The 22,684-nt window shown below is 59.2% G+C and carries 23 protein-coding genes, 1 other RNA gene and 1 CRISPR repeat array; of the genes, 16 read left to right on the top strand and 8 right to left on the bottom strand.

The window, feature by feature from the left end; translation table 11 throughout:
* Window positions 1-67: 67 nt before the first annotated feature.
* Window positions 68-928 carry an acyl-CoA thioesterase II gene (gene tesB / locus ACUW6V_RS16455; RefSeq protein ID WP_088275683.1) on the bottom strand — a complete coding sequence of 287 codons (861 nt, stop codon included), beginning with the start codon at window positions 926-928 and terminating at the stop codon, window positions 68-70.
* Window positions 929-1,153: 225 nt separating this feature from the next.
* Between tesB and ACUW6V_RS16460 the strand changes: the two genes are divergently transcribed.
* Window positions 1,154-1,726: a YbaY family lipoprotein gene (locus ACUW6V_RS16460; RefSeq protein ID WP_041460590.1), complete on the top strand. Its 573-nt coding sequence runs from the start codon at window positions 1,154-1,156 to the stop codon at window positions 1,724-1,726.
* A 31-nt stretch (window positions 1,727-1,757) separates the two neighbouring features.
* Here ACUW6V_RS16460 and ACUW6V_RS16465 read toward each other — a convergent pair whose 3' ends face one another.
* Entirely contained in the window at window positions 1,758-2,069 is a 312-nt protein-coding gene (locus tag ACUW6V_RS16465; RefSeq protein ID WP_012125473.1) for an MGMT family protein, read from the bottom strand.
* A gap of 205 nt (window positions 2,070-2,274) precedes the next feature.
* Between ACUW6V_RS16465 and cas3 the strand changes: the two genes are divergently transcribed.
* The 13 genes from cas3 (at window position 2,275) to ACUW6V_RS16530 (ending at window position 14,496) form a co-directional block, all read left to right on the top strand.
* A complete protein-coding gene (cas3, locus tag ACUW6V_RS16470; RefSeq protein ID WP_454038627.1) occupies window positions 2,275-4,908 on the top strand; it encodes a CRISPR-associated helicase Cas3' in 2,634 nt (877 codons plus the stop codon).
* A gap of 352 nt (window positions 4,909-5,260) precedes the next feature.
* On the top strand, window positions 5,261-6,829 hold the full coding sequence (casA, locus tag ACUW6V_RS16475) for a type I-E CRISPR-associated protein Cse1/CasA (protein WP_454038628.1): 1,569 nt from the start codon (window positions 5,261-5,263) through the stop codon (window positions 6,827-6,829).
* Window positions 6,830-7,435, top strand: coding sequence for a type I-E CRISPR-associated protein Cse2/CasB (gene casB, locus ACUW6V_RS16480; RefSeq protein ID WP_097648892.1), 606 nt, complete (start codon window positions 6,830-6,832; stop codon window positions 7,433-7,435).
* Window positions 7,436-7,446: 11 nt separating this feature from the next.
* Window positions 7,447-8,520 (top strand): type I-E CRISPR-associated protein Cas7/Cse4/CasC, encoded by a 1,074-nt coding sequence (gene cas7e / locus ACUW6V_RS16485; protein WP_454038629.1) that lies wholly within the window; start codon window positions 7,447-7,449, stop codon window positions 8,518-8,520.
* 9 nt (window positions 8,521-8,529) lie between these two features.
* Entirely contained in the window at window positions 8,530-9,282 is a 753-nt protein-coding gene (gene cas5e / locus ACUW6V_RS16490; protein WP_454038630.1) for a type I-E CRISPR-associated protein Cas5/CasD, read from the top strand.
* The gene (gene cas6e / locus ACUW6V_RS16495; protein ID WP_012125467.1) at window positions 9,264-9,914 is read left to right on the top strand and encodes a type I-E CRISPR-associated protein Cas6/Cse3/CasE; all 651 of its coding nucleotides are present in this window, start codon (window positions 9,264-9,266) and stop codon (window positions 9,912-9,914) included. Before cas5e ends, cas6e begins: the two co-directional genes overlap by 19 nt.
* Complete coding sequence (gene cas1e, locus ACUW6V_RS16500; RefSeq protein WP_007865291.1) at window positions 9,911-10,828, top strand: type I-E CRISPR-associated endonuclease Cas1e; 918 nt, start codon at window positions 9,911-9,913, stop codon at window positions 10,826-10,828. Before cas6e ends, cas1e begins: the two co-directional genes overlap by 4 nt.
* Window positions 10,828-11,121: a type I-E CRISPR-associated endoribonuclease Cas2e gene (cas2e, locus tag ACUW6V_RS16505; RefSeq protein ID WP_012125466.1), complete on the top strand. Its 294-nt coding sequence runs from the start codon at window positions 10,828-10,830 to the stop codon at window positions 11,119-11,121. The genes cas1e and cas2e overlap by 1 nt, the downstream gene beginning before the upstream one ends.
* 96 nt (window positions 11,122-11,217) lie before the next feature.
* Window positions 11,218-12,467: a CRISPR direct-repeat array (repeat unit 29 nt; unit sequence GTGTTCCCCGCGCGAGCGGGGATAAACCG).
* 105 nt (window positions 12,468-12,572) lie between these two features.
* Window positions 12,573-13,031, top strand: a complete 459-nt coding sequence (locus ACUW6V_RS16510; protein WP_012125465.1) for a DUF3828 domain-containing protein — start codon at window positions 12,573-12,575, stop codon at window positions 13,029-13,031.
* A gap of 227 nt (window positions 13,032-13,258) precedes the next feature.
* Window positions 13,259-13,355: signal recognition particle sRNA small type (ffs, locus tag ACUW6V_RS16515), an RNA gene on the top strand.
* A gap of 299 nt (window positions 13,356-13,654) precedes the next feature.
* Window positions 13,655-13,906, top strand: a complete 252-nt coding sequence (locus ACUW6V_RS16520; protein WP_004386923.1) for a DUF6364 family protein — start codon at window positions 13,655-13,657, stop codon at window positions 13,904-13,906.
* Complete coding sequence (locus ACUW6V_RS16525) at window positions 13,903-14,124, top strand: hypothetical protein (protein ID WP_007781449.1); 222 nt, start codon at window positions 13,903-13,905, stop codon at window positions 14,122-14,124. The genes ACUW6V_RS16520 and ACUW6V_RS16525 overlap by 4 nt, the downstream gene beginning before the upstream one ends.
* Before the next feature lie 243 nt (window positions 14,125-14,367).
* Window positions 14,368-14,496, top strand: coding sequence for a hypothetical protein (locus ACUW6V_RS16530; RefSeq protein ID WP_007865308.1), 129 nt, complete (start codon window positions 14,368-14,370; stop codon window positions 14,494-14,496).
* 3 nt (window positions 14,497-14,499) lie between these two features.
* Here the strand turns inward: ACUW6V_RS16530 and yczR are convergent, their stop codons facing one another.
* The gene (gene yczR / locus ACUW6V_RS16535; RefSeq protein WP_454038631.1) at window positions 14,500-15,921 is read right to left on the bottom strand and encodes a MocR-like transcription factor YczR; all 1,422 of its coding nucleotides are present in this window, start codon (window positions 15,919-15,921) and stop codon (window positions 14,500-14,502) included.
* Window positions 15,922-16,007: 86 nt separating this feature from the next.
* Between yczR and yczE the strand changes: the two genes are divergently transcribed.
* Together yczE and ACUW6V_RS16545 are read left to right on the top strand one after the other, a co-directional pair.
* Window positions 16,008-16,625: a membrane protein YczE gene (yczE, locus tag ACUW6V_RS16540; RefSeq protein WP_069681540.1), complete on the top strand. Its 618-nt coding sequence runs from the start codon at window positions 16,008-16,010 to the stop codon at window positions 16,623-16,625.
* 56 nt (window positions 16,626-16,681) lie between these two features.
* Window positions 16,682-17,509 carry a GNAT family N-acetyltransferase gene (locus ACUW6V_RS16545; RefSeq protein WP_454038632.1) on the top strand — a complete coding sequence of 276 codons (828 nt, stop codon included), beginning with the start codon at window positions 16,682-16,684 and terminating at the stop codon, window positions 17,507-17,509.
* On the opposite strand, the gene ACUW6V_RS16550 is transcribed toward ACUW6V_RS16545, so the two are convergent.
* From ACUW6V_RS16550 to ACUW6V_RS16570, 5 genes are all read right to left on the bottom strand, one after another.
* On the bottom strand, window positions 17,502-19,058 hold the full coding sequence (locus ACUW6V_RS16550) for an EAL domain-containing protein (protein WP_088275625.1): 1,557 nt from the start codon (window positions 19,056-19,058) through the stop codon (window positions 17,502-17,504). The genes ACUW6V_RS16545 and ACUW6V_RS16550 overlap by 8 nt on opposite strands.
* Window positions 19,059-19,222: 164 nt before the next feature.
* Entirely contained in the window at window positions 19,223-19,882 is a 660-nt protein-coding gene (locus ACUW6V_RS16555; RefSeq protein WP_012125458.1) for a methionine ABC transporter permease, read from the bottom strand.
* The gene (locus ACUW6V_RS16560) at window positions 19,879-20,670 is read right to left on the bottom strand and encodes a methionine ABC transporter ATP-binding protein (RefSeq protein WP_104672069.1); all 792 of its coding nucleotides are present in this window, start codon (window positions 20,668-20,670) and stop codon (window positions 19,879-19,881) included. Before ACUW6V_RS16560 ends, ACUW6V_RS16555 begins: the two co-directional genes overlap by 4 nt.
* Window positions 20,667-21,470, bottom strand: a complete 804-nt coding sequence (locus ACUW6V_RS16565; RefSeq protein ID WP_097582265.1) for a MetQ/NlpA family ABC transporter substrate-binding protein — start codon at window positions 21,468-21,470, stop codon at window positions 20,667-20,669. The genes ACUW6V_RS16560 and ACUW6V_RS16565 overlap by 4 nt, the downstream gene beginning before the upstream one ends.
* Before the next feature lie 21 nt (window positions 21,471-21,491).
* Window positions 21,492-22,529: an isopenicillin N synthase family dioxygenase gene (locus tag ACUW6V_RS16570; protein WP_104672068.1), complete on the bottom strand. Its 1,038-nt coding sequence runs from the start codon at window positions 22,527-22,529 to the stop codon at window positions 21,492-21,494.
* Window positions 22,530-22,684: the final 155 nt, after the last annotated feature.

Below are 22,684 nucleotides of genomic sequence, written 5' to 3' on the forward strand. Positions count from 1 at the left end.
CCTACAAAAGACGCTCACATAGACTGTATTAAACGTAGGGCGGGTCACCCGCCGGGTCGCAAAAAAATTATCCGCGCTTTCTCATCACGCCTTCCTGCACGGTCGAGGCGACCAGCACGCCGTCCTGCGTATAAAACTCACCGCGCACAAAACCGCGGGCGCTGGAGGCGGACGTACTCTCCACGCTGTAAAGCAGCCACTGGTTCATATCGAACGGGCGGTGGAACCACATCGAATGATCGATGGTCGCCACCTGCATCCCCGGCTCCAGGAAGCCAACGCCGTGCGGTTGCAGCGCCACCACCAGGAAATTGAAATCCGATGCGTAACCGAGCAGCGACTGATGCACGCGCACGTCGTCCGGCATCTGCCCGTTGGCGCGCATCCACACCTGACGCTCCGGTTTCGCCGTGTGGCCTTTTAACGGGTTGTGAAACTCTACCGGGCGGATCTCCAGCGGCTTATCGCACAGAAATTTGTCCTTCACCTGCGGCGGCAGAAGGTGCGCCAGCGAGCGGGCAATCTCCGTTTCCGATTTCAGCCCGTCAGGCGCGGGCGCAGGCGGCATGGGTTTCTGATGCTCGAAGCCGCTTTCCGGCGCCTGGAACGACGCGGTCATATAAAAAATCGGTTTACCGTTCTGGATAGCCGCCACGCGCCGGGCGCTGAAGCTATTGCCGTCGCGCAGCACTTCCACGTCATAAACAATGGGTTTCTGGCTGTCACCGGGGCGCAGAAAATAGCTGTGGAATGAATGCACCAGACGCTCTTCCGGCACCGTTGCTTTGGCGGCGTACAGCGCCTGGCCGACGACCTGGCCGCCGAACACCTGCCGTAATCCGAGATCTTCGCTTTGGCCGCGAAAGAGCCCTTCTTCAATTTTTTCCAGATTTAATAACGCGAGTAAGTTGCTCAGCGCCTGACTCATAAAGGGTCCTCTACATACCGGGAAATGCACAGCCGTGCGAATGAATATATCCCGATTATAACGCAGAACGGCAACTGGTCAGAGGGGTTAAATAATCTTAATAGCGCCCCGTTTCCATGCGAAAATTAGTGATATGTGCCACACTTAGCACGACAAACATGTTGTAACAGCTCACGCTGGTGAGTGCCTGGCGCTTACTGGTGGAATGAAAATAAGGAGAACGCCATGAAACTCGTGCACATGTTAAGTGGTTTAGCCGTTGCCGTTGCTCTGGCCGGTTGCGCGCAGGATAAAAGTGCTGATATTGCTGTTCCAGCCCCGAACCCGAATACTTCCGGCGTCGCGACCAAGCCGGTGATTAAGCAGCCGAACGTTTCCGGTACCGTCTGGATCCGCCAGAAAGTGGCTCTGCCGTCGGACGCCGTGCTGACCGTGACCCTTTCTGACGCCACCCAGGCGAACGCGCCGTCGAAAGTGCTGGCGCAGAAAGTGGTGCGTACCGAAGGTAAACAGGCACCGTTCAGCTTCGTACTGCCGTTTAACCCGTCCGACATTCAGCCGAACGCCCGCGTTCTGCTGAGTGCGGCGATCACGGTTAAAGATAAGCTGGTGTTTATCACCGACCGCGTCCAGCCTGCGGTGAACGAAGGTGGCACCAAAATCGACCTGACGCTGGTGCCGGTGCAGCAGACCGCGGTGCCGGTACAGTCTGGTGGCGGTGCGGTGACAAGCGTGCCGTCAACCTCGCCGACGCAGGTCACGCCGTCCTCCGCCGTTCCGGCCCCGACGACGTACTAAACCCGCACAAGCGCCTCTTCGGAGGCGCTTTTCAGTAGCGCCACCCGTAGCGCGCCAGATCGATCTCTCCTTTCCCTGAGACCTGCACCCCCTCCGCGAGCAACGCCTGCCGCTGGCGCTGTAAATCCGGCCCGGTCAGCGAAATTTCCCCGTGACGATTCACCACCCGATGCCACGGCAGCGTGCTGCCTTCCGGCAGACGCTTTAGCACGCCGCCTACCTGACGCGCCGCCCGCGGCGAGCCCGCCAGCCGCGCCACCTCGCCATAGGTCGTGACGCAGCCTTCCGGGATGGCGGCGACAATCTGGTAAACGCGCTGTGGAAAGGTGTCGTGGTGGTTCATAGAGGCTCCTTGATTTCAGGCGTTAAGCATAAGAAAGAGCGGGCGAAGGGCGCAACTGGGAGGCGTTTTTTATCAGTCATTTCAATGTAAATTCTTTATATATCAGTTAATTGTATATTTTCAGGGAAAAGGAAATACGCTTGCGCTCACGGTACGATTCCGGCGTGCGCCGCAGAATAGGCGGAATTTTGCAAAGGACTGATTTATGAGCGGATATTTATACTGGGGTAAGTCACGAAAGGGCGAAAACCATCGGGGCGATGAATACCACCTGCTGCAATGGCATTCCCTTGATGTAGCTGCATGCGGATACGTGATGGTGATGGAAAACTACTTTAACGCCGCATCTCTCTTTGCGACGCTCGGGATAGACGATCGCGAAACGGCGGCCACGTTTTTCGCCTGGCTGCTCTGCTGGCATGATATTGGCAAATTTGCGCGTCTGTTTCAGCAACAATACCGCTGCGACGCGCTGGCGTGCGGCCAGCGCGATGTTAACGACAGCCGCCATCACCATACCGTCACCGGCACGTGGCTGTGGCAAAACCATCTTGGTGATTGCGTGGCGCAGGGCATGACAGGCCCGCTGTCGGCGCGTGAGCGTAAACGCGTGCTGGACCGCTGGATGCCTGCGGTGCTCGGCCATCACGGCAAGCCCGTCTCCTGTGAAAACTGCCATAACGATTTCCTGCCGGAAGATATCGCTGCCGCCAGAGCGTTTGCGGGCGCGGTGAATGCACTCTTCCCGGCGGTTGCGCTGCCGACGCAGTGGAAAGACGATAGCTGGCGGGAGGCGTTCCCGGAGAAAAGCTGGCTGGTCTCCGCGCTCACGGTACTGGCGGACTGGACAGGCTCCGCGAATCTGTACTTCCCCTGGGTGGCGCAGGCGATGCCGTTTGAAGATTACTGGGCGCGCGCTGTTGCACAGGCGCAACGGGCGCTGCGCCTGTTGCCGCCAGCAAGCGACGTCGCGCCCTTTACCGGCATCGAAACGCTTTTTCCTTTTATCACCAGGCCTACGCCGCTTCAGCAAAACGCGCTGGAGATGGATATTCACGCGAAAGGCCCGCATCTCATCATTCTTGAAGATGTCACCGGGGCCGGAAAAACGGAGGCGGCGCTGGTGCTGGCGCATCGCCTGATGGCGGCGGGGCAGGCGCGCGGGCTCTATATCGGCCTGCCGACGATGGCGACGGCGAACGCCATGTATGCGCGGATGTCGCAGGCCTGGCTGCGGCTGTATCGTGAAGGCAGTCATCCGAGCCTCGTGTTGGCGCACAGCGCGCGCAAACTCTCTGCGGGATTTAACGCCTCCATCTGGGCACATGAATTACTGCCGAACGACTCCGGCGATGAGGCCGCCGCGTATGAAGGCTGTGCCGCCTGGTTTGCGCAGTCGCCTAAAAAGGCACTGCTCGCTGAAACCGGCGTCGGCACGCTCGACCAGGCGATGATGGCGGTCATGGCGTTTAAGCACCAGAATCTGCGCCTGCTGGGCCTGAACGACAAAGTGCTTATTGCCGATGAAATCCACTCTTACGATGCGTATATGTCGCATGTGGTGGAAAAGCTTGTCGAGACGCGTGCCCGCTACGGCAACGCCACGATTTTGCTTTCCGCCACGCTTTCGCAGGCCCAGCGCGACCGCCTAATCGCCGCTTTTTATAAAGGGCTTAATACCACGCGTGAATCGCCGCGCCTCGGGCCTGACGACTACCCGTGGATAACGCATCTCCACGCGCAGGGCATTGACGGGCAGCGCGTCGCCACGCGTGCGCAGGTGCAGCGGCGCGTCGGCATCGGCTGGATGGAAGATGACGCCGCGTGCTTTGATAAGATCGAGACGGTAGCGCGCGAGGGCGGCTGTATCGGCTGGATACGAAATTCAGTCGACGATGCGGTGAACAGCTACCGGGAATTAATTCGCCGGGGGAATATCCCGGAAGAGAATATTATTTTATTTCATAGCCGTTTCGCGTTTATCGACCGTAATGATAAGGAACAAAAAACGCTGGAATGGTTCGGAAAACAAAATACGATTAATCGAAGCGGTAAGGTGATTATATCTACTCAAGTAATAGAACAATCCATCGATATCGATCTGGATTATTTAATTAGCGATCTCGCGCCGGTCGATTTATTAATTCAGCGCGCCGGACGTTTGCAGCGGCATAGTCGTGATAAACAGGGGCAGCTTAAATTAACCGGCGCAGATGAACGCCCCGCGCCACGTCTGGATATTCTGGCGCCGCGTTGGGAGGCGCAGCCGGATGAGAAATGGCTGACCTCCGCCATGCGCAATACCAGTTACGTTTATCCGGCGCATTCGCGGCTCTGGCTGACCCAGCGGATATTGCGCGAGCAGGGTGAAATAAAGATGCCGGAAGCGGCGCGCCTGTTAATTGAAGCCGTATATGGCGAAGACGTTGAGGTGCCGGAAGGCATGAAACGTTCTGAAGAGAAGGCGCTGGCCGACTATTACTGCCAGCGCGCCATTGCGAGTAAGTATGAAATTTCCCTCGACGTTGGCTACAGCGTTGAGAGCGCGGAGCTATGGGGGCCGGACGTCTCGACCCGTATTGGAGATATGACCATAAGCGTATCGCTCGCACGGGAGACATCGCAAGGCATAACGCCCTACGCGCAGGGCGATAACGCCTGGGAGATGAGCGCGCTGCGCGTGCGCAAAAGCTGGTGGGACAAGCACCGCGGCGAGTTCACGCTGCTTTGCGGCGAGGCGCTCTCTCAGTGGTGCAGCGAGCAGCGTAAACCAGAGGCGGTAGTGATTCTGTTGCCGGGCGGCTATTCAGCCAAAGAGGGGCTTATCGGCGAGGCGTAGCTTAGTCAATTCCAGGGCACTTGCCCTGGGATTTTATCCCCGCAAAAGCGGGGAACGGTTAAACACCAGGAGAAAAAATACACCGGTTTATCCCGGTTAATATCGACGGGAACGAAATAAGGGTAATAGATAAGAAATAAAATAAAAGGTGTAATTTTTCTTTTGATGTTTTTTTAGCGCTATGTCACTTTTTATTTGAATCTTCAGGCGTATTTTTCAATGAGTTCGATCGAGGTGATTGAATTATTTTTGATATGAATTAATTATTTTAATTAATTTCTGCCATCCATTATTTAAACCTTTAAAGGACGCATGCCTGCGGGATATCTGTCAGGCAAGGGAGGGATATGTTTTGAGTTCATTAATCACCACAAAATGGCTCCCCGTTATTTACCGCGACGGCACCCGTGGGAAAATCGCGCCGCTGGATCTGGCCGATGAAAACATTCTGGACCTGATTTTGCCGCGTCCGGATTTTCAGGGCGCGGCCTGGCAGTTTCTGCTCGGTCTGCTGCAAACGGCGCTGGCCCCGAAAGACGCCGAAAGCTGGGAGGATATCTGGGAAGACGGCTTAACGGCGGAGGCTATCCGCAACGCCCTGGCGCCGCTGGAGAAACTCTTTGAATTTGGCCCGGATACACCCTCGTTTATGCAGGATTTCGAGCCGCTCGACGGTGAAAGCGTCGCGCTAGCGCTGCTGCTGCCGGAAACGCCTGGGGCCCAGACACTAAAGCTCAATAAAGATCATTTTATTAAGCGCGGCACCACTGAAAAATTCTGCCCGCACTGCGCCGCGCTGGCGTTCTTTTCGTTGCAGCTAAATGCGCCATCAGGTGGGAAGGGTTACCGCACCGGGCTGCGCGGCGGCGGTCCAATGACCACGCTGCTGGAACTGCATCGCTATCAGGGCGAGCGCCCGGCGCTGTGGCGCAGGCTGTGGCTTAACGTATTGCCGCAGCGCGAGGGGCGTCTCCCGCGCCCGGCCAGCTACGACGCCCGCGTCTTCCCGTGGCTCGCGCCGACCCGCACCAGTGAAAAAGCGAGCGATATCATTACGCCAGAGCAGGCCGATGCGCTGCAGGCGTACTGGGGCATGCCGCGGCGCATTCGCGTGGATTTCTCCACTACACAGCCGGGCACCTGCGATCTCTGCGGCGAGCCGGGCGACGCGCTGCTGACGTCCATGACCGTCAAAAACTACGGCGTCAACTATGTGGGCTGGATGCACCCTTTAACCCCTCACCGCATCCCTAAAAAAGAGGGCGGGGAGATGTTCTCCGTGAAAGGGCAGCCGGGCGGCCTGCTGTGGCGCGACTGGCTGGGGCTGATGATGGAAAGCGAAAGCGACAACAACCGGGAGCAACCCGCCCGTATTGTCAAAATCCGCCAGCAAAAACCGCTGCCCGGCGCGGAAACCGGGCTCTGGTGCTTTGGCTACGACTTCGAGAAAATGAAGGCCCGCTGCTGGTATGAGCATCATCTGCCTTTCCTGCAACTTCCTGAATCGCAACAGCCGTTTATCCGCCAGACCCTGAGCGACGCCGCGCGGGTCGCCAACCTGATGCTCAGTAAATTACGCAGCGCGCTGAAAGAGGCGTGGTTCGGCGAAGGCGCGGCCGTGCGCGGCGATTTCGACTATATCGACGTTGATTTCTGGCAGCAGACGCAATCGCGGTTTCTGGAGCTGGTAGAAGCGGTCAAAGCCGATACCTCCGGCGACAACCGCGCGCTGCTCAGCGCCTGGAATAGCGACATCTGGCGGTATACGCGCCGCTATTTTGACGACCACGCGCTGACCAACCCGCAGGAGCGCACGGAATTCGCAGACATCATGAAAGCCCGCAAAAAGTTTTTCACGCAGGCGAAGGCGAAGCCTGCCGCGAAAGGCGCGCGGGCGAAAAAAACGCAGGAGGCAAACTAAGTGAGCATCTTATCGCAGGCGCACCGTGAGTCTTTACTCAAATGGCATGCGCTACTCAATGAACAGCAGGGGCGGCGGTTGCGCGCCAGCCTGCGTCGCAGCCATACGCTGAACGAGGTGCGGCTCAGCGAGGGGTTTAACTCACTCGCGGCGCGCGTGCCAACGCTGTGGAACGTGGCGGGGCGCGAATGGCGCTTCTGCGCGCTCGGCATCGTCGCGGCGCTGGCCGCCCACATCAAAACGGTGGATACGCGCGCCTCTTTTGCCGAACAGCTCGGCCACAAAGAGGGCAACCATGCGGTGATGTCCGAACTGCGCTTCCGGCGGCTCAGCCAGGCGCGCACGCAGGAGGAGCTGTTCCGCCAGCTACGCCGCGCGGTGCAGTTGCTGCGAGGTGTGGTCAACCTGCCAGATTTGGCGGAGGGCGTTTTCCGCTGGTGTGCGGAAGAAGACGAACGCGAGCGACACGCCGCGCGCAGGCGTGCCCCGACCGATTACATCCGCGTGCGCTGGGCGCTGGACTATTACATGGCGGGCAACCCTTCCGACGCCCCGGACGCAGAAAACACCAATTTACCGGCCGACACGGCCACCACTCAGGAATAAGGAACATTCACATGACAACGTTTATTCAGCTGCATCTGTTAACCGCTTACCCGGCTGCTAACCTGAACCGCGACGACACCGGCGCGCCGAAAACCGTCACCATCGGCGGCGCGTCGCGCCTGCGTGTCTCCTCGCAAAGCCTCAAGCGCGCCTGGCGCACCTCGGAACTCTTTGAGGCGGCGTTCGGTGGACATATCGGCACCCGCACTGCGCGCATCGGCCGCGAGGCGGCGGAGATCATGCTGGCGGGCGGCGTCGCGCAGGCCAAAGCGATTGACTGGAGCGGCGCTATAGCAAACTACTTCGGCAAAGTAAAAAGCGAAAAAGATAAGAAAAAGCTGGAGAAAGATCCGCTGATCAACACCGAAACTGAAGAGTTGGTTCATATTAGCCCGACGGAAAGAGAAGCCGTGCATGCGCTGGCTCGCACGCTCGCGGTGGAGAAACGCGCACCGACGGTGGATGAACTGAATTTCCTGCGCAAAGACGCGATGGCGGTGGATATCGCGCTGTTTGGCCGCATGCTCGCCAGAAAGCCGGAGCATAATATCGAAGCCGCCTGTCAGGTCGCTCACGCGTTCGGCGTCGGTGAAACCCTGATGGAAGACGATTTCTTCACGGCGGTGGACGATCTGCGCCAGGCCGCGGCGGAAGACGCCGGTGCCGGACATATTGGCGAGCTGGGTTTCGGCTCGGCGCTTTTTTACACCTATCTGTGCATCGACCGCGATCGCCTGCTGGAAAACCTCAACGGCGACGAACAGCTTATGGCGAAAACGCTGCGGGCGCTGGGCGAATGTACGCTGAAAATCTCCCCCACCGGCAAGCAGAATAGTTTCGCCTCCCGCGCGTACGCCAGCTGGGCGCTCGCCGAGAAAAGCACGGAGCAGCCGCGCTCGCTGGCCGCCGCGTTCTGGGAGCCTGTGACCGGTCACGATCAGCTTGACGAGGCGGTGCACCGTATCATCACACTTCGCAACAACATGAATAACGTCTACGGTGGCGGCGCGACGCCGTGCGCGGTGCTCTATGGCGATAAAGGGGAAGGTTCCGTCGCGCAACTGCTGGATTTTATCAGCGCATAAGGAGCGACGATGAACCGCTATCTTATTTTTCAGCTTCAGGGGCCGATGGCCTCCTGGGGAGAGATTGCCGTCGGCGAGGTGCGCCATACGCGCGCGCTGCCGGGGCGCTCGGCGCTGCTCGGGCTGCTTGCCGCCGCGCTCGGCATCCGGCGTGACGACGAGGCGGCGTTAAACGCGCTGAATCAGCATTATCAGTTTATCGTCTGCGCCGGAAAATCAAGCGCCTGGGCGCGTGACTACCACACGGTGCAGGTGCCACGCGAAGCCCGTAAAGTGCGCTATTTCACCCGTAAAGATGAACTGCGCGACGCGCAGATGCTCGAAACGACGCTTTCGCGCCGCGATTATTACGCCGATGGCTACTGGCTCGTCGCCGTCGCGGCGACGCCCGGCGCGCCTTATACGCTTGAGGCCTTACAGACGGCACTGCGCGCGCCGGTTTTTCCGTTATACCTCGGACGTAAAAGCCATCCGCTCGGGCTGCCGCTCTGGCCGCATCTGTGCGAAGGCGAGGCCGCCTCGCTGCTGCGCGAAGCACAGGCGCGCTACGGCGCGGCATTAAGCAAGCTTAACCCGGCGCTGAGCGCGCTCGCGCAGTTTCATCCGCACCTCTGGTGGGAGGGCGAGCACGACGGCCTCACGGCGGATGAAATTCAGATCTGGCGTGACCAGCCGCTCAGCCGCCGACGCTGGGATTTCGACATCCGGACGGTGCAGCAAGGACGACTGACGCAGGAGGCGACATGTATCTCTCAAAAATAACGCTCCCCACCGCCAGGCTCACGCCGGAGCGGCTGATGGAGATGATGGCGCGCGGCGAATATGTCATGCACCAGTGGTTGTGGGAGCTGTTTCCGGGCGTGGCGCAGCGGCAGTACCTCTACCGGCGCGAGACGCTGCAAAACGGTTTCTGCTTTTATCTGCTTTCAGCAAGCGCGCCCGAGCGCACGCACCCGCTATTTGAGATTCAGACGCGCCCGTTCGCGCCAGCGCCTGATGAAGGCACCGCGCTGCGTTTTTCGCTGCGGGCTAATCCGGTCGTCACCCGCAACGGTAAAAGGCACGACGTGCTGATGAACGCGAAACGCGAATGGCAGCTTAATCAGAAGCAGGGCGCGCTCTGGACGATGCAGGAGCAGGCGGCGCTGGCGTGGCTCGACGCGCAGGGCGAGAAAGGCGGCTTTCGTCTCTCGCAGGCGTGCGTGGCGGCATACCGTCAACAGCAGGTCGTGAAGAAACGCGGCGAGTTGATCCAGTTCAGCACGGTCGATTATGAAGGCGCGCTTATCGTGACCGATCCGGCGCGGTTTATCGCCCGGCTTCACGAAGGCATTGGCAAATGTCGCGCTTTCGGCTGCGGACTGATGCTTATCAAGCCGGGCGACGGGGTATGAGCTTTGTTCCCCTCAACCCGATTCCGCTTAACGATCGCACCTCGATGATTTTCCTCCAGTACGGTCATCTCGACGTACTGGATGGCGCGTTCGTGCTGGTGGATAAAACCGGCGTGCGCACGCATGTGCCGGTGGGGGCTATCGCCTGCATTATGCTGGAGCCGGGCACGCGGGTGTCTCATGCCGCGATCAGGCTGGCTTCGCAGGTCGGTACGCTGCTGGTATGGGTGGGCGAAGCGGGCGTGCGTCTTTATGCTTCCGGCCAGCCGGGCGGCGCGCGGGCTGACAAGCTGCTGTACCAGGCGAAGCTCGCGCTCGACGAGACGCTGCGCCTGAAGGTGGTACGCAAAATGTATGAGCTGCGTTTTGGCGAGCCGCCGCCAGCGCGCCGATCGGTCGAACAGCTGCGCGGGATCGAAGGCGCGCGCGTGCGCCAGACCTACGCACTGCTGGCGAAACGCTACGGCGTGAAGTGGAACGGGCGCAGATACGATCCGAAAGACTGGGAAAAGGGCGATGTAGTGAACCAGTGCATCAGCGCGGCGACTTCCTGTTTATACGGCATCAGCGAGGCGGCGATACTGGCGGCGGGTTACGCGCCCGCCATCGGTTTTATCCACAGCGGCAAGCCGCTTTCGTTTGTTTACGACATCGCGGACATCATTAAATTTGACGCCGTGGTGCCGAAAGCATTCGAGATAGCGGCCCGTCACCCGGAACAGCCGGATCGCGACGTGCGTCTGGCGTGCCGGGATATTTTTCGTAGCGAAAAGCTGACCGGCAAGCTTATCCCGCTGATTGAAACCGTGCTCGCCGCCGGTGAAATCGAACCGCCGCAGCCCGCGGCGGACATGCTGCCGCCCGCGATACCGCAAGCCGATTCGCTGGCGGAAGCCGGTTTCAGGAGCCGCTGATGAGCATGCTGGTCGTCGTGACGGAAAACGTCCCGCCCCGGCTTCGCGGACGGCTCGCCATCTGGCTGCTGGAGCTGCGCGCCGGGGTTTACGTGGGCGACGTATCGCGTCGGGTGCGTGAGATGATCAGGCATCAGATAAATGAGTTAGCGGAGGAGGGCAATGTGGTGATAGCCTGGGCCACCAATAATGAATCCGGCTTCGATTTCCAGACGTTCGGCGTTAACCGTCGTATCCCGGTGGATTTAGACGGCCTGCGCCTTGTCTCGTTTTTACCGCTTGAAAATCAGTAGGTTATTCGCTCTTTAACAATGCGAGATTGTGAACCAAACGTTGGTAGGATGTTGTTGCACGAAAAAGTGTAATAGATACAAGTATATAGTTTTAGAGTGTTCCCCGCGCGAGCGGGGATAAACCGGTTGATTATCCGGCCGCAGTATTCAACCGGGCGTGTTCCCCGCGCGAGCGGGGATAAACCGATATTCAGGCTGGCGGCACTTCTTCTCCGACAGTGTTCCCCGCGCGAGCGGGGATAAACCGCAAACGTAAAGCATGTAGCGCGTCGTGGTCGTGTGTTCCCCGCGCGAGCGGGGATAAACCGCTACCTGTCCGGTTTTAAGCAGCCTGGTCGATGTGTTCCCCGCGCGAGCGGGGATAAACCGCTCATCAAACGGCGTCACAAAAGTAAAGATCGGTGTTCCCCGCGCGAGCGGGGATAAACCGTCGAACTGCCCCGCCCGGCTTGCACTTACGCAGTGTTCCCCGCGCGAGCGGGGATAAACCGGGCGTCACGCCAGTTACCAAACTGCTGGTACAGTGTTCCCCGCGCGAGCGGGGATAAACCGACCCGTTCGCAGGCAGGATTTGTAACCGCTAAGAGTTCCCCGCGCGAGCGGGGATAAACCGTTAAGAATGCGCAACCTTTATAAAATAATTGCGAGTTCCCCGCGCGAACGGGGATAAACCGATCACTTTCGCTTTACACGTGGTGACGATCCGGAGTTCCCCGCGCGAGCGGGGATAAACCGCGGTGCCTGAGCAACTCGATCGCAATATTATCGTGTTCCCCGCGCGAGCGGGGATAAACCGTTTATTTCGCGCCAGGTAGCGTGTGTGAACTCGTGTTCCCCGCGCGAGCGGGGATAAACCGTATGGCGCTGGCGGTTCCCGGTGCAAACGCCTGTGTTCCCCGCGTGAGCGGGGATAAACCGACTACGGGTCGGACGTTGTCGTTACTTACCCCGTGTTCCCCGCGTGAGCGGGGATAAACCGAAGGGTGGCGAACGTGCGTGAAGGGATTTCGAGTGTTTCCCGCGCGAGGGGGGATAAACCGGTTCTTTAACGCTCTGGTGACGCTTACCGTATGTGTTCCCCGCGCGAGCGGGGATAAACCGACGGCGACGCTTGTCAGCCCGCCCGAAGGCGTGTGTTCCCCGCGCGAGCGGAGATAAACCGCGACGTTTTTACCTACACCGTGCAAATACTGGCGTGTTCCCCGCGCGAGCGGGGATAAACCGCCGCCTGCGTCCTGACCGGCCTGTAGGCTTTTGTGTTCCCCGTACGAGCCGGGATAAACCGCGGTGATGCACCTCGCCGCGATAGATGATCAAGTGTTCCCGGCGCGAGCGGGGATAAACCGACGTAACCGGTTTTCGACACGGTGATCGGGGAGTATTCCCCGCGCGCGAATAACTCCTGACCGCCGGGCTCACCCAGCCTTTAAACTTTACAGGCATTATTGAACATGAATAAAACCATTTGCACCTTACTTATTACTGCCGCGTTGTGTAGTACTACCGCTGTTGCCAGTGATGAAACGCTTGAACAAAAACCGCAGCAGGCCGCACTTAATTTTAATCGCTGGTATATAAGCGGCTTTCAGAATACTCATCAGGATCTTCTTGATAGCAAGCAGATTAGACATTACGTGACAAAAACAACGCTGGAGAAATTGCGGCGAGCCAGACCGAATGAAAATGAATTTTATGATGCGGACTTTTTCATCAAGGCTCAGGACATTCTGCCGGACTGGACTTCTCATATCGTCATTACGGATGTCGAGTATGACCCGGTTTGTACGCAGGTGTATGTGTCGTTTGGTCAAAACCCGGCACATGGGGTGATCGATTGTATGGTGAAGGAAGCGGGAATATGGAAGGTTCAGTCCGTTGCACGCGTGCCAGTGGCAAAAGGGAAACCCTGAAAAGGAAATCGAGTCGTTGAGTAGAGTCCTTGCGCCCGGTGGGTGCGCTTCGCTTACCCACCCTACATATAAACTGGCGCGCCAGCGCTTATCCGACACACAAACTTTTCCCGCGCCTGCTCGCGATTGCGCAATAAACCGGCATACGGCGCGCGTTGGGTTGCAATCGCCGGGGGCAACAGACATAATGCGCCCTGCGCGTTTAACGACGCTCTCAATGGGGGCCCTGTTGGTTCTCCCGCAACGCTACTCTGTTTACCAGGTCAGGTCCGGAAGGAAGCAGCCAAGGCAGATGACGTGTGTGCCGGGATGTAGCTGGCAGGGCCCCCACCCATTTCAGGCCTCCACCGCGATAACCTACTTCTACTGTGCTGCTTTTAAGCATCCGCTTCTGCGTTTTCCCGTTCTTCCCACAGCTATTTATTTCCGCGTTGCAAACCGCTTTATTTTATTCTGTCGTTTAAATTTAATTATATTGTCATATATTTGTCATCTTATTGTCATAATCGCTGAACCGATATCTCATTTTTAAAACGTCTTTTTATAAGTAAGAGCTTAACGCTGGATCTTAATAATCAATTAAGGTATTAAATAGCTCTCATCTGAAAGGAAAGGAATTTTCTATGACTGCTGCGGTGCTTAATGTAAAAATAGATACCGATCTCAAAGAAAAGCTTCGTCAGTATGCTGAGCAGCACGGTGAAACGCTCAGCGCCGCCACAGAAAAGCTGTTGCAAAAGGCGCTGGTGCTGGGCGAGGAAGACGACGTGGTGAACAGCGAAGAGATCGACAGCCAGCACACTGAAGAAGATGTATCCCCACTTTCTGTAAAAGAAATCAAAGCGCTACGTAAACTGCTGAAGAAAAGAAAATGAAAGACGCGTCTTTATCCACTACGGCTGCAACCTACCGGGAAGCCTGTGAGCTGTTGCGTTCAGGCTATGTCAAACACGTCCGTCTGGGCTGGGATGTCGGCAGCGATGAGTTTTTTCGCATTGCGTCCGACTGGTGCGATGCAGGTGCAAAAATAAAAAAAGAGGGCGATGCGTTTGTCATTTCCCTGAAAGGTTTTCCGGTTCCCCGCCAGCATTAATTCCCTCCTGCTACACGCGTCATGAATATATCATCTGCGTGACACGGCGCTGTTACAAAGCGCCGTCATTATCCTCGCATAATAAAATGATACGCCTCACCATCTCAAATTATGTGCAGTCATGGATGACCGTTTTTTTATGGCGGGCCGGAAGGCTCGTCGTCTGTTTTTCTCGCCATTATTAAAACTCGATGCTTCTTTGTAACTTTTGCTTCAGGTTCACCTTAATGACAGAGGTGTACAATGATACCTAAGTTATTGCTCGTGGCAGGCCATATCGCCAGCGTGGTTATCTCTCTCTGGTGCGCATATGTGGTAGCGATTGTCGGTGTCTTTTTGCTGCGCATCACCTGGCCTGTTCTGAATATGTAATGTTCACACCAGCCCACGGGCAGTCGGCGCGCGCGTCTCCATAAGCTGATGCCAGAGCGGCTGTAACCGGGAAAATGCCTCTTCCAGGCGTTCGGTCTCAAGCGTAAACGGCATTCGCAGAAAGCGCTCAAAGGCTCCCTCGACGCCAAACCGGTTGCCCGCGCCAAGATGAATCCCGAGCCCTTCGGCGCTGGCCGCGAAACGTGTCGCCAGCGGGCGCGGCAGCTCCACCCAGAACGATAACCCCCCTTGCGGCAAGCTCGTGCGCCACTGCGGAAAATAGCGCTGCATGGCGTCCAGACACGCATCGCGGCGCGCTTTTAACGCCGTGCGTCGCGGCGGCAGAAAATGCGGGGCATCCTCAATCAGCGTGGCGACGGCGAGCTGTTCCAGCAGCGGCGAGCCGAGATCGAGCGTATCGCGCATCTGGATCAGCGATGCGATTGTGCGTGTGCTGGCGCGTATCCAGCCAAGCCGCAGCCCACCCCAGAAACTCTTGCCTGCCGAGCCGAGCGTAATGACCGTATCCTGGGCGTCAAACGCGGCGAGCGGCGGCGGCGGAGCCTCTTCATACCAGAGATCCACCATCGTTTCGTCGACGACCAGCGTTGTGCGGCTGGCGGTGGCCGCGGCGGCGATGCGTTCACGGGTGGCGGCGTCCATGCAGTAGCCGGTAGGGTTGTGGTAATCGGGAATGAGATACGCAAGGCGCGGCGACGTCTGGGCGAACGTGGCCGCCAGCCCGTCCGGATCCCAGCCCTGGCTTGCCAGCGCCACCGATACCGGACGGCATGATGCGCCACGAATGGCGGCGATGGCGAGCGGATAGGTTGGGTTATCGATAACCACCCGGTCGCCGGGGCCGGTCAACAGCCGCAGGACAAGCGCAAAACCGCTCACCGCGCCGTTGACGAGCATCACCTGATCGGGGCTGGTGGGCAGACCGCGCGCGCTATAGCGGGCGGCGAGGTTTTCACGCAGGCGCAGCAGCCCCTGCGGATCGTAGCCCGTATGGCCGAGATAATCCGGCAGTTGCGCCACGGCGCGCTGGCAAGCCGCTAACACCTCCGGGCCTGCGCTCAGCGCTGCGGTAGAGAGATCGAGCGCGCCGCCGCTGCCGGTGAGCGTTGGCACCGAGGCGCTGGCGGGCAGGGCGATTTCCGAACCTGCGCCGTGGCGGCTTATCAGAAAACCTTCATCGCGCAGTAGCCCCAGCGCGCTGGCTATGGTCGTGCGGCTGACGCCCAGCGCGCCGGCCAGTTCACGCTCGCCCGGCAGACGGCTCGCGAGCGGCAGGCGGCCATCCAGAATGATCAGGCGCAGCGCCTGCGCCAGCTGACGATAAACCGGCAGGCGGGAATGCGCCTGCTGCCAGTGGCCGAGCAGGCGCAACAGCGAGGCTGTGCCGGTACGACGATGATTCATAAGCAGTCCACTTTGTTGAAACTGGACCTTAATCTTACGTCCACTGGCCTTAAAGTAATAGCCAGATGACGAATGAGGGAAAAAATATGTGGCGTCGTTTGGTGCAGTTGTATGTCGGGCTTTCGCTGTATGGCGTATCGACCGCAATGTTCGTCCGGGCCGATCTCGGTACCGATCCGTGGAACGTGTTTCACGTGGGGCTGGCGCGGCTGCTGTCGCTGAATCTCGGTGCGGTGATTATCGGCGTCGGCGCGCTGGTGTTGCTGTTGTGGGTGCCGCTGCGCCAGAAGCCGGGCCTTGGCACTATCAGTAATGTCATTATGATCGGGCTTGCGGCAGACGCGGCGCTGGCCGTGCTGCCTGCGCCGTCGTCGCTGACGCTGCGTGGCGGGCTGCTCGTTGCCGCCGTGGTGCTGAATGCGCTGGCAACCGGCATGTATATCGGCGCGGGCTTTGGCGCAGGGCCGCGCGATGGCCTGATGACTGGCATTCACGCCCGTACCGGCTGGTCGGTGCGAAGTATTCGTACTGCGATTGAAATCACCGTCCTGCTGGCGGGCTGGGCCATGGGCGGCACGCCCGGAATTGGCACCGTGGTGTATGCGCTCGCCATCGGGCCGCTTATTCAGCTCTGCCTGCCGTGGTTTCTGGTGCGGCGCGTAAAGCCTGCCGCACCGGCCGTGGCAGCCGCTGAAAAAGGATAGGTCATCTTTTTGCCGCGCTGCGTTATGCTGGGTGTTTTCGCCGATGAGGAATGGTCATGTCGAACCCTGCAGCCTTACACGCGCGGCCAGCGCTGCACTGGAGCAGCGAAGCGCTGGCCTCAATACTGTGCCGCTGTTTTGATGGCTATCTGGTGCCGTTTCAACTGGATGGCGCCGCGTTTGCGTACCGTTTCGGCGCAGAGAATGTTTGCCTGAACGCGAGCCGCGTCTGGCTTGCGGGTGAAACTGTCGTCGCGCTGGCGCTCATCGCCCGGCGCGGCTGGCGCAGCCGTCTCGCGGCGTTCGCCATTCATCCTGACTGGCGCGGTAAAGGCGTGGGGAAAACGCTGATGATGCAGTTGCTGGATGAAGCCCACGAGCGCGGCGAAAAAAGCATGACGCTTGAGGTGATTGTCGGTAACGACGCCGGTCAGGCGCTGTATGAGCGAGTGGGGTTTACCTGCGAGAAAACGCTGGTGGGTTTTCAGGCCCACAGCCCGGCGGCGTTTGTGAATACGCAGGCGCTACTGCCCTGCGATCCGCATGACATCGCACAGCGTATGGCAGTGCAGGCGGAAGACCTGCCGTGGCTGATGGCACCGGAAACGGCGCAGGCGCTGCCGGGCACGGGGTTTTCGCTGGATGATAAGGCGTTTGCCATTATTGCGACCGGTTTTGCTCAGCCGCAACTGCGCGCGTTGTGGGTTGCGCCGCAGGCGCGGCGTGAAGGGCGCGCCCGGCAGTTACTGTCGCTATTGCATGAGCGCTTTGCGGGTTTAATGACGCCCGTGGCGGTTGATCAGCGCCTGGTGCCGCTCTTTGAACAGAGCGGTTTTCGCATTCAGCCGGTGCGCCAGTATGAGATGCGGCATCGGCTTAACTGACGCCGTGCCGCCCGCACCAGGCGATAAACTCCCCGGCGGGCAGCGCCTTGCTGTAGAGCCAGCCCTGCGCGTACTGCACGCCGTGTTCCCGCAACCACAGCGCCTGGCTTTGATTTTCCACGCCTTCGGCCACCATCTCCAGCTTCAGCGTTTTCGCCATTTCAATAATGTGCGGCGTGACGGTTTTGTACTCCAGCGCATCGACAAACGATTTATCGATTTTCAGGATATCGACATCCAGATCTTCGAGATAACTCAGGCTGGAGTAGCCGGTGCCAAAGTCATCAATATAAATTTTGTGGCCCGCCGCGCGCAGGCGCGCGATGATTGGCCCGCTTAGCGCCGGGTCGGCGAAGCCGCGTTCGGTTATCTCCAGCGCGAGCTGATGCGGTGCGACGCCGTGTTGTGCCAGCGCCTGGCTGAACATATCGACAAACTGCGGATCGTGCAGATCGAACGCGGAAATATTGATGGAGATATGCTGTTGCGGATGCGTGCGCAGCCAGTCGCCAAGATCGTCCAGCACGTTATGGACAATGCGGCGCGTCAGCGGGCCGATAAGCCCGGTCTGCTCGGCAAGCGGGATAAAAATATCCGGCGTTAACATGCTGCCGTCAGGCTGCGGCCAGCGGATGAGCGCTTCAGCGCCGGTGGGCTGGCCATTGGACAGACGAATGATCGGCTGATAGTGCATCACCAGTTCATTATTGGCGATACCGTCCTGCAGGCGATAGCGCGGCGACTGCAAACGCCGCAACAGGCGCAGCAGCCAGAACGCTAATGCGAGGCTGATAAGGATACCCGCCGGGAGCCAGATAAGCTGGAGTTTACGGATTTCTGCCGTCTGCGGTGCCTGAGAGGCCCACGCCACCACGGCAATCCCGGAGCGCGGCTCGCGGTGAATCAGATAGATATTGCCCTGATACTCAATTTTCTGGGCACCGCTTTTACGCGCCATGTTCCAGACCGTTTTATCAAACGGGCCGCTACTCGCCAGCACGCGGTTGCGCGGCAGCCCGATGATGGCGGTGTTAATCGGCCAGGCGCTGAACGGAATTAAATCGATAAACGAGCTGGGATCGATAAGCACCATATGTGGCCCGTGAGCAACCATTACCATGGGTATCGACAATCCCACATCGTTTTGCGTGCTGAACCAGATCTGGTAATTTTCATCGTTAACCCATGTCGGCGTCGGCAGCGGTTTTGACGTGCTGCGCCCGACCAGCGAGGAGCAGACCGGCGTCATATCTTTTAAGTAAACCACTTCCTGAACATGGCGGAACACAAACGACGTGCGCCGCATCGCCTGTAAATGCGCCTCACTGCACGGCTCGCCGGTAAAGCTGTTGATTTTGGCGAGTGCGGCTTTCGCCTGCTGCATGATGTCATTGGTACGGATAAGCGTGCGTTCGGTATAGGCGTCCAGCTCCACGACAAAATGCTGTTCGGCCTGATGACGGGCGAGCCAGAAACTAAACGCGACAGGCAGCAAAACGCTGAGTAACAGCACGCCTGTTACTATTTTTATCCGTCTTGTGATGGTCACGATTGCTGCCTGCCCTGAAGAAGAAATGAGTGCCGGAGTACTTCTAGCGTAGTGGGGGATAATGGCTTTTGCGACGGCACGGCGCATTGATTTTGCGTAGGGTTAGGGCAAAAAAAGTGTGTAAAGCGGGCGCAGCAATGACGGCTGCGCCGCAAGTGTGGATTTTAGCGCCGGTGTGCGAGACGCCGCACCAGCCGGTCGCCGAGCGTCTGTACGCCCTGAACGAGCGCCACCAGAATCAGCACCGTGGCGGCCATCACTTCATTATTAAAACGCTGATAACCGTAGCGAATGGCGAGATCGCCAAGCCCGCCGCCGCCGATAACACCGGCCATAGAGGAAAAGCCTATCAGCATCACCACGGTAAGTGTCACGCCAGAAAGCAGCGCGGGCAGGGCCTCCGGCAGCAGCGCTTTGCTTATTACATGCCAGGCGTTACCGCCCATAGCAATAATCGCCTCGGCGCGCCCGCGGTCCACTTCATCCAGCGCGTTTTCCACCACGCGCGCAAAGAACGGAAATGCGCCGATGGTAATCGGCACGACGGCAGCGGTGCTGCCAAGCGTTGTGCCGATAATAAGACGCGTCAGCGGGATTAACGCAATCAGCAGCACGATAAACGGCAGCGAACGCCCGACGTTAATCACGCTGCCCAGCACGCTGTTGAGCTGCGGCTGTGGCAGCACGCCGTCGCGGCGAGTGATAAACAGCACCACGCCGACCGGCAGGCCGATAAGCACCGTAAAGAGCGCCGCCAGGCCAACCATATAGAGCGTCTCCAGCGTGCCCTGCGCCAGCAGCGGCCAGAGATCTTCAAAACTCATGCCACTTCGCACCATATTCTCTCCTCCACGCCATGACGGCGTAAAAACGCCTGCCAGGCGGCGTTGTCGCGCACCAGCGTCTGACGCAGCACCGACCAGGGCGCGGTGAGTAAATCCGCGAGTCTCCCGCTCTCCACCAGACGCCCGTTCTCCAGCAGCGCCGCGTGGTCGCAGATGGCTTTAACCACCTCAAGCTCATGCGTAATCAGCACGATGGTCAGCCCGAGCTGGCGATTGATATCGGCAAGCAGCGCAAGAATGGAGGCGGTGGTCTCCGGGTCGAGCGCGCTGGTGGCTTCATCGCACAGCAGCACGTCCGGGCGCGCGGCGAGCGCGCGGGCAATGCCGACGCGCTGTTTCTGCCCGCCGGAAAGGCGCGAAGGAAACGCGTCGGCTTTATCGGCAAGCCCGACTAACGCGAGCAGTTCCGCCACCCGTTCGCGCCGCGCCGCGCGCGGCACGCCCGCGATCTCCAGCGGTACTGCCACGTTATCCGCCACCGTGCGCGCATGGAGCAGATTAAAGTGCTGAAACACCATCGCGGTGCGCTGCCGGTGCTGGCGCAGCGCGCGGTCGTCGAGGCGGGTAATATCCACGCCGTTCATCAGGATGCGGCCCGACGTTGGCTGCTCCAGCAGGTTAAGACAGCGCAGCAGCGTGCTTTTGCCCGCGCCGCTGCGCCCCAGAATGCCGTACACGGCACCCTGTGGAATGGCGAGCGAGACGTCGTCCAGCGCCGGCTGGCCCTCTCCGGCGTAAGTTTTGCTCAGCCCGTCAAGCGTTATCATGACTGCGGCGCCGCGACCGGGATCACCGAGCCGTTGTAATGCTGGCGAATAAATTCCGCGACCTGCGGCGACTGTAAATCTTTCGCCAGCGCTTTGATGCGCGGATCGCCTGCCAGCGCGGGCGTGGTCACCAGCAGGTTGGCGTACGGGTTATGATCGGCGCGCTCCAGCCCCAGCGCGTCTTTGGCGGGCGTCAGGCCCGCTTCCAGCGCGTAGTTGCCGTTGATCACCGCCAGATCCACATCGTCAAGCGAGCGCGGGATCTGCGGCGATTCAATTTCGAGGATCTTCAGTTTTTTCGGGTTATCGCGGATATCCTTCGGCGTGGCGAGGCTGCTCGCCGGATCGTTAAAGCCCGCCTTGAGTGTAATCAGCCCCTGGTTTTGCAGCAGGAACAGCGCGCGGCTCAGGTTGGTGACGTTATTGGGCACCGCCACGGTTGCGCCCTCCGGCACGGCTTTGAAATCCTTATATTTACGCGAATAGATGCCGAGCGGCTCAACATGCACCGTGGCGGCGACCGCAAAGGTTTTACCAAGCGCCTTTTCCTGATCCTTCAGGTAGGGCAGGTGCTGAAAATAGTTGGCGTCCACGTCGCCGTTCGCCAGCAGCTCGTTGGCGTTGACGCCGCTGGTGAGCTCCACGACATTCAGGTCGAGTTTCGGATCGAGCTTTTTAATGTAGTTAAGAATTTCGGCGTGCGGCACCGGATCGGCGGCGACACGCAGCGGCTCGGCGGCCTGTAAGCCTGCGGAAATCAGCAGCGCCAGCCCGGCCAGCGTCATAGTGGCTTTTTTCATTTTGCTTTCCTTAGTAAGGGATCAGGCGATCAGTTCGTGGCTTTCGCGCAGCACGTCACGGTAGTAGCGCTCGGCGACATCAGGGTGCGAGCGCAGGCGGCCTTTTAAATAGTTCCAGCCGACATCGCGCAAAAGCGGGTTGCGCGGATCGCTCTGCGGGCCATGCGCCTCGCGCGCCAGCTTCGGCGGCAGCGGATAGACCGGCACCACGCCGTCGAGCCGCGCGCCGAGGAAAAAGGCGATGGAAAGGCGTTCGTTATCCGCAGGCGGCGAGACGACGCGATGCACCGTGGCGCGCAGATAGCCGTTGGTGGCAAGCTCCAGCAGTTCGCCGATGTTCACCACAAAGCTGCCCGGCAGCGGGGCGGCGTCAATCCACTCGTCAGGCGCCACTTCCACCTGTAAGCCTTTTTGCTGGTCCTGTAACAAAAAGCTTAAGAACCCGGAATCTTTATGCGCGCCGACGCCCTGGTCGCTGCCGGTGCGCTGCTGGCCGGGGTAGCGGATGAGCTTGATATGCTCGTTGGGTTGCTCGCCGTAGAGCGTGTCAAAGGCGTCGGGTGAGAGTTGCAGGGCTTCGGCGAACGCGCGCAGCAGCCGCAGCGCCATCTGCGCCATATCGCGCTGAAAGCGCAGCAGCGTTGGCCTGAGCGACGGCTGCGCGGCAGGCCAGAGGTTCGGCCCCTGCAAGCGACGCCACGAGGGCGCATTCGCTGAAAGCGCGAGCGCCGGGCGTTCGGCACCGATATCAAACTGCTCGCGCCAGTCCGGCTTGCCGCGCGTCAGTTCCGCCGCCGCGCGGTTATAGCCGCGAAAATGCGGAGAGTGAATCATTGCCACCTGCGCTTTTTCTTCTTCGGGCAGGGCAAAAAACTGGCGCGCCTCGCGCTGGACATCCTCCAGCAGACGGGTGTCGACGCCGTGGTTAACCACATAGAAAAAACCGATATCGCGCGCGGCGTAGCGCAGATGATCGAGAAACGCGGCGCGATCGGCCGGGCCTGCGTTGAGTCTCGCGAGATCGAGAATTGGCAGGGTAGAGGGTAATGCTGTGCTCATGGGGCGCTCCGTTAGCAAAAGAAAATCACAGTCGGTTATCTGCAAACAGACAGGCACAACAACAGCGCTGGCGCATGGGAGTCTCCTTCATTTGTTGCCATACCGCCACACTGCCCGAAAGACGCCCGCGCGCCCAATATCGTTCTTTTCTGATT

The organism is Cronobacter sp. 153480017-3, assembly GCF_053627815.1.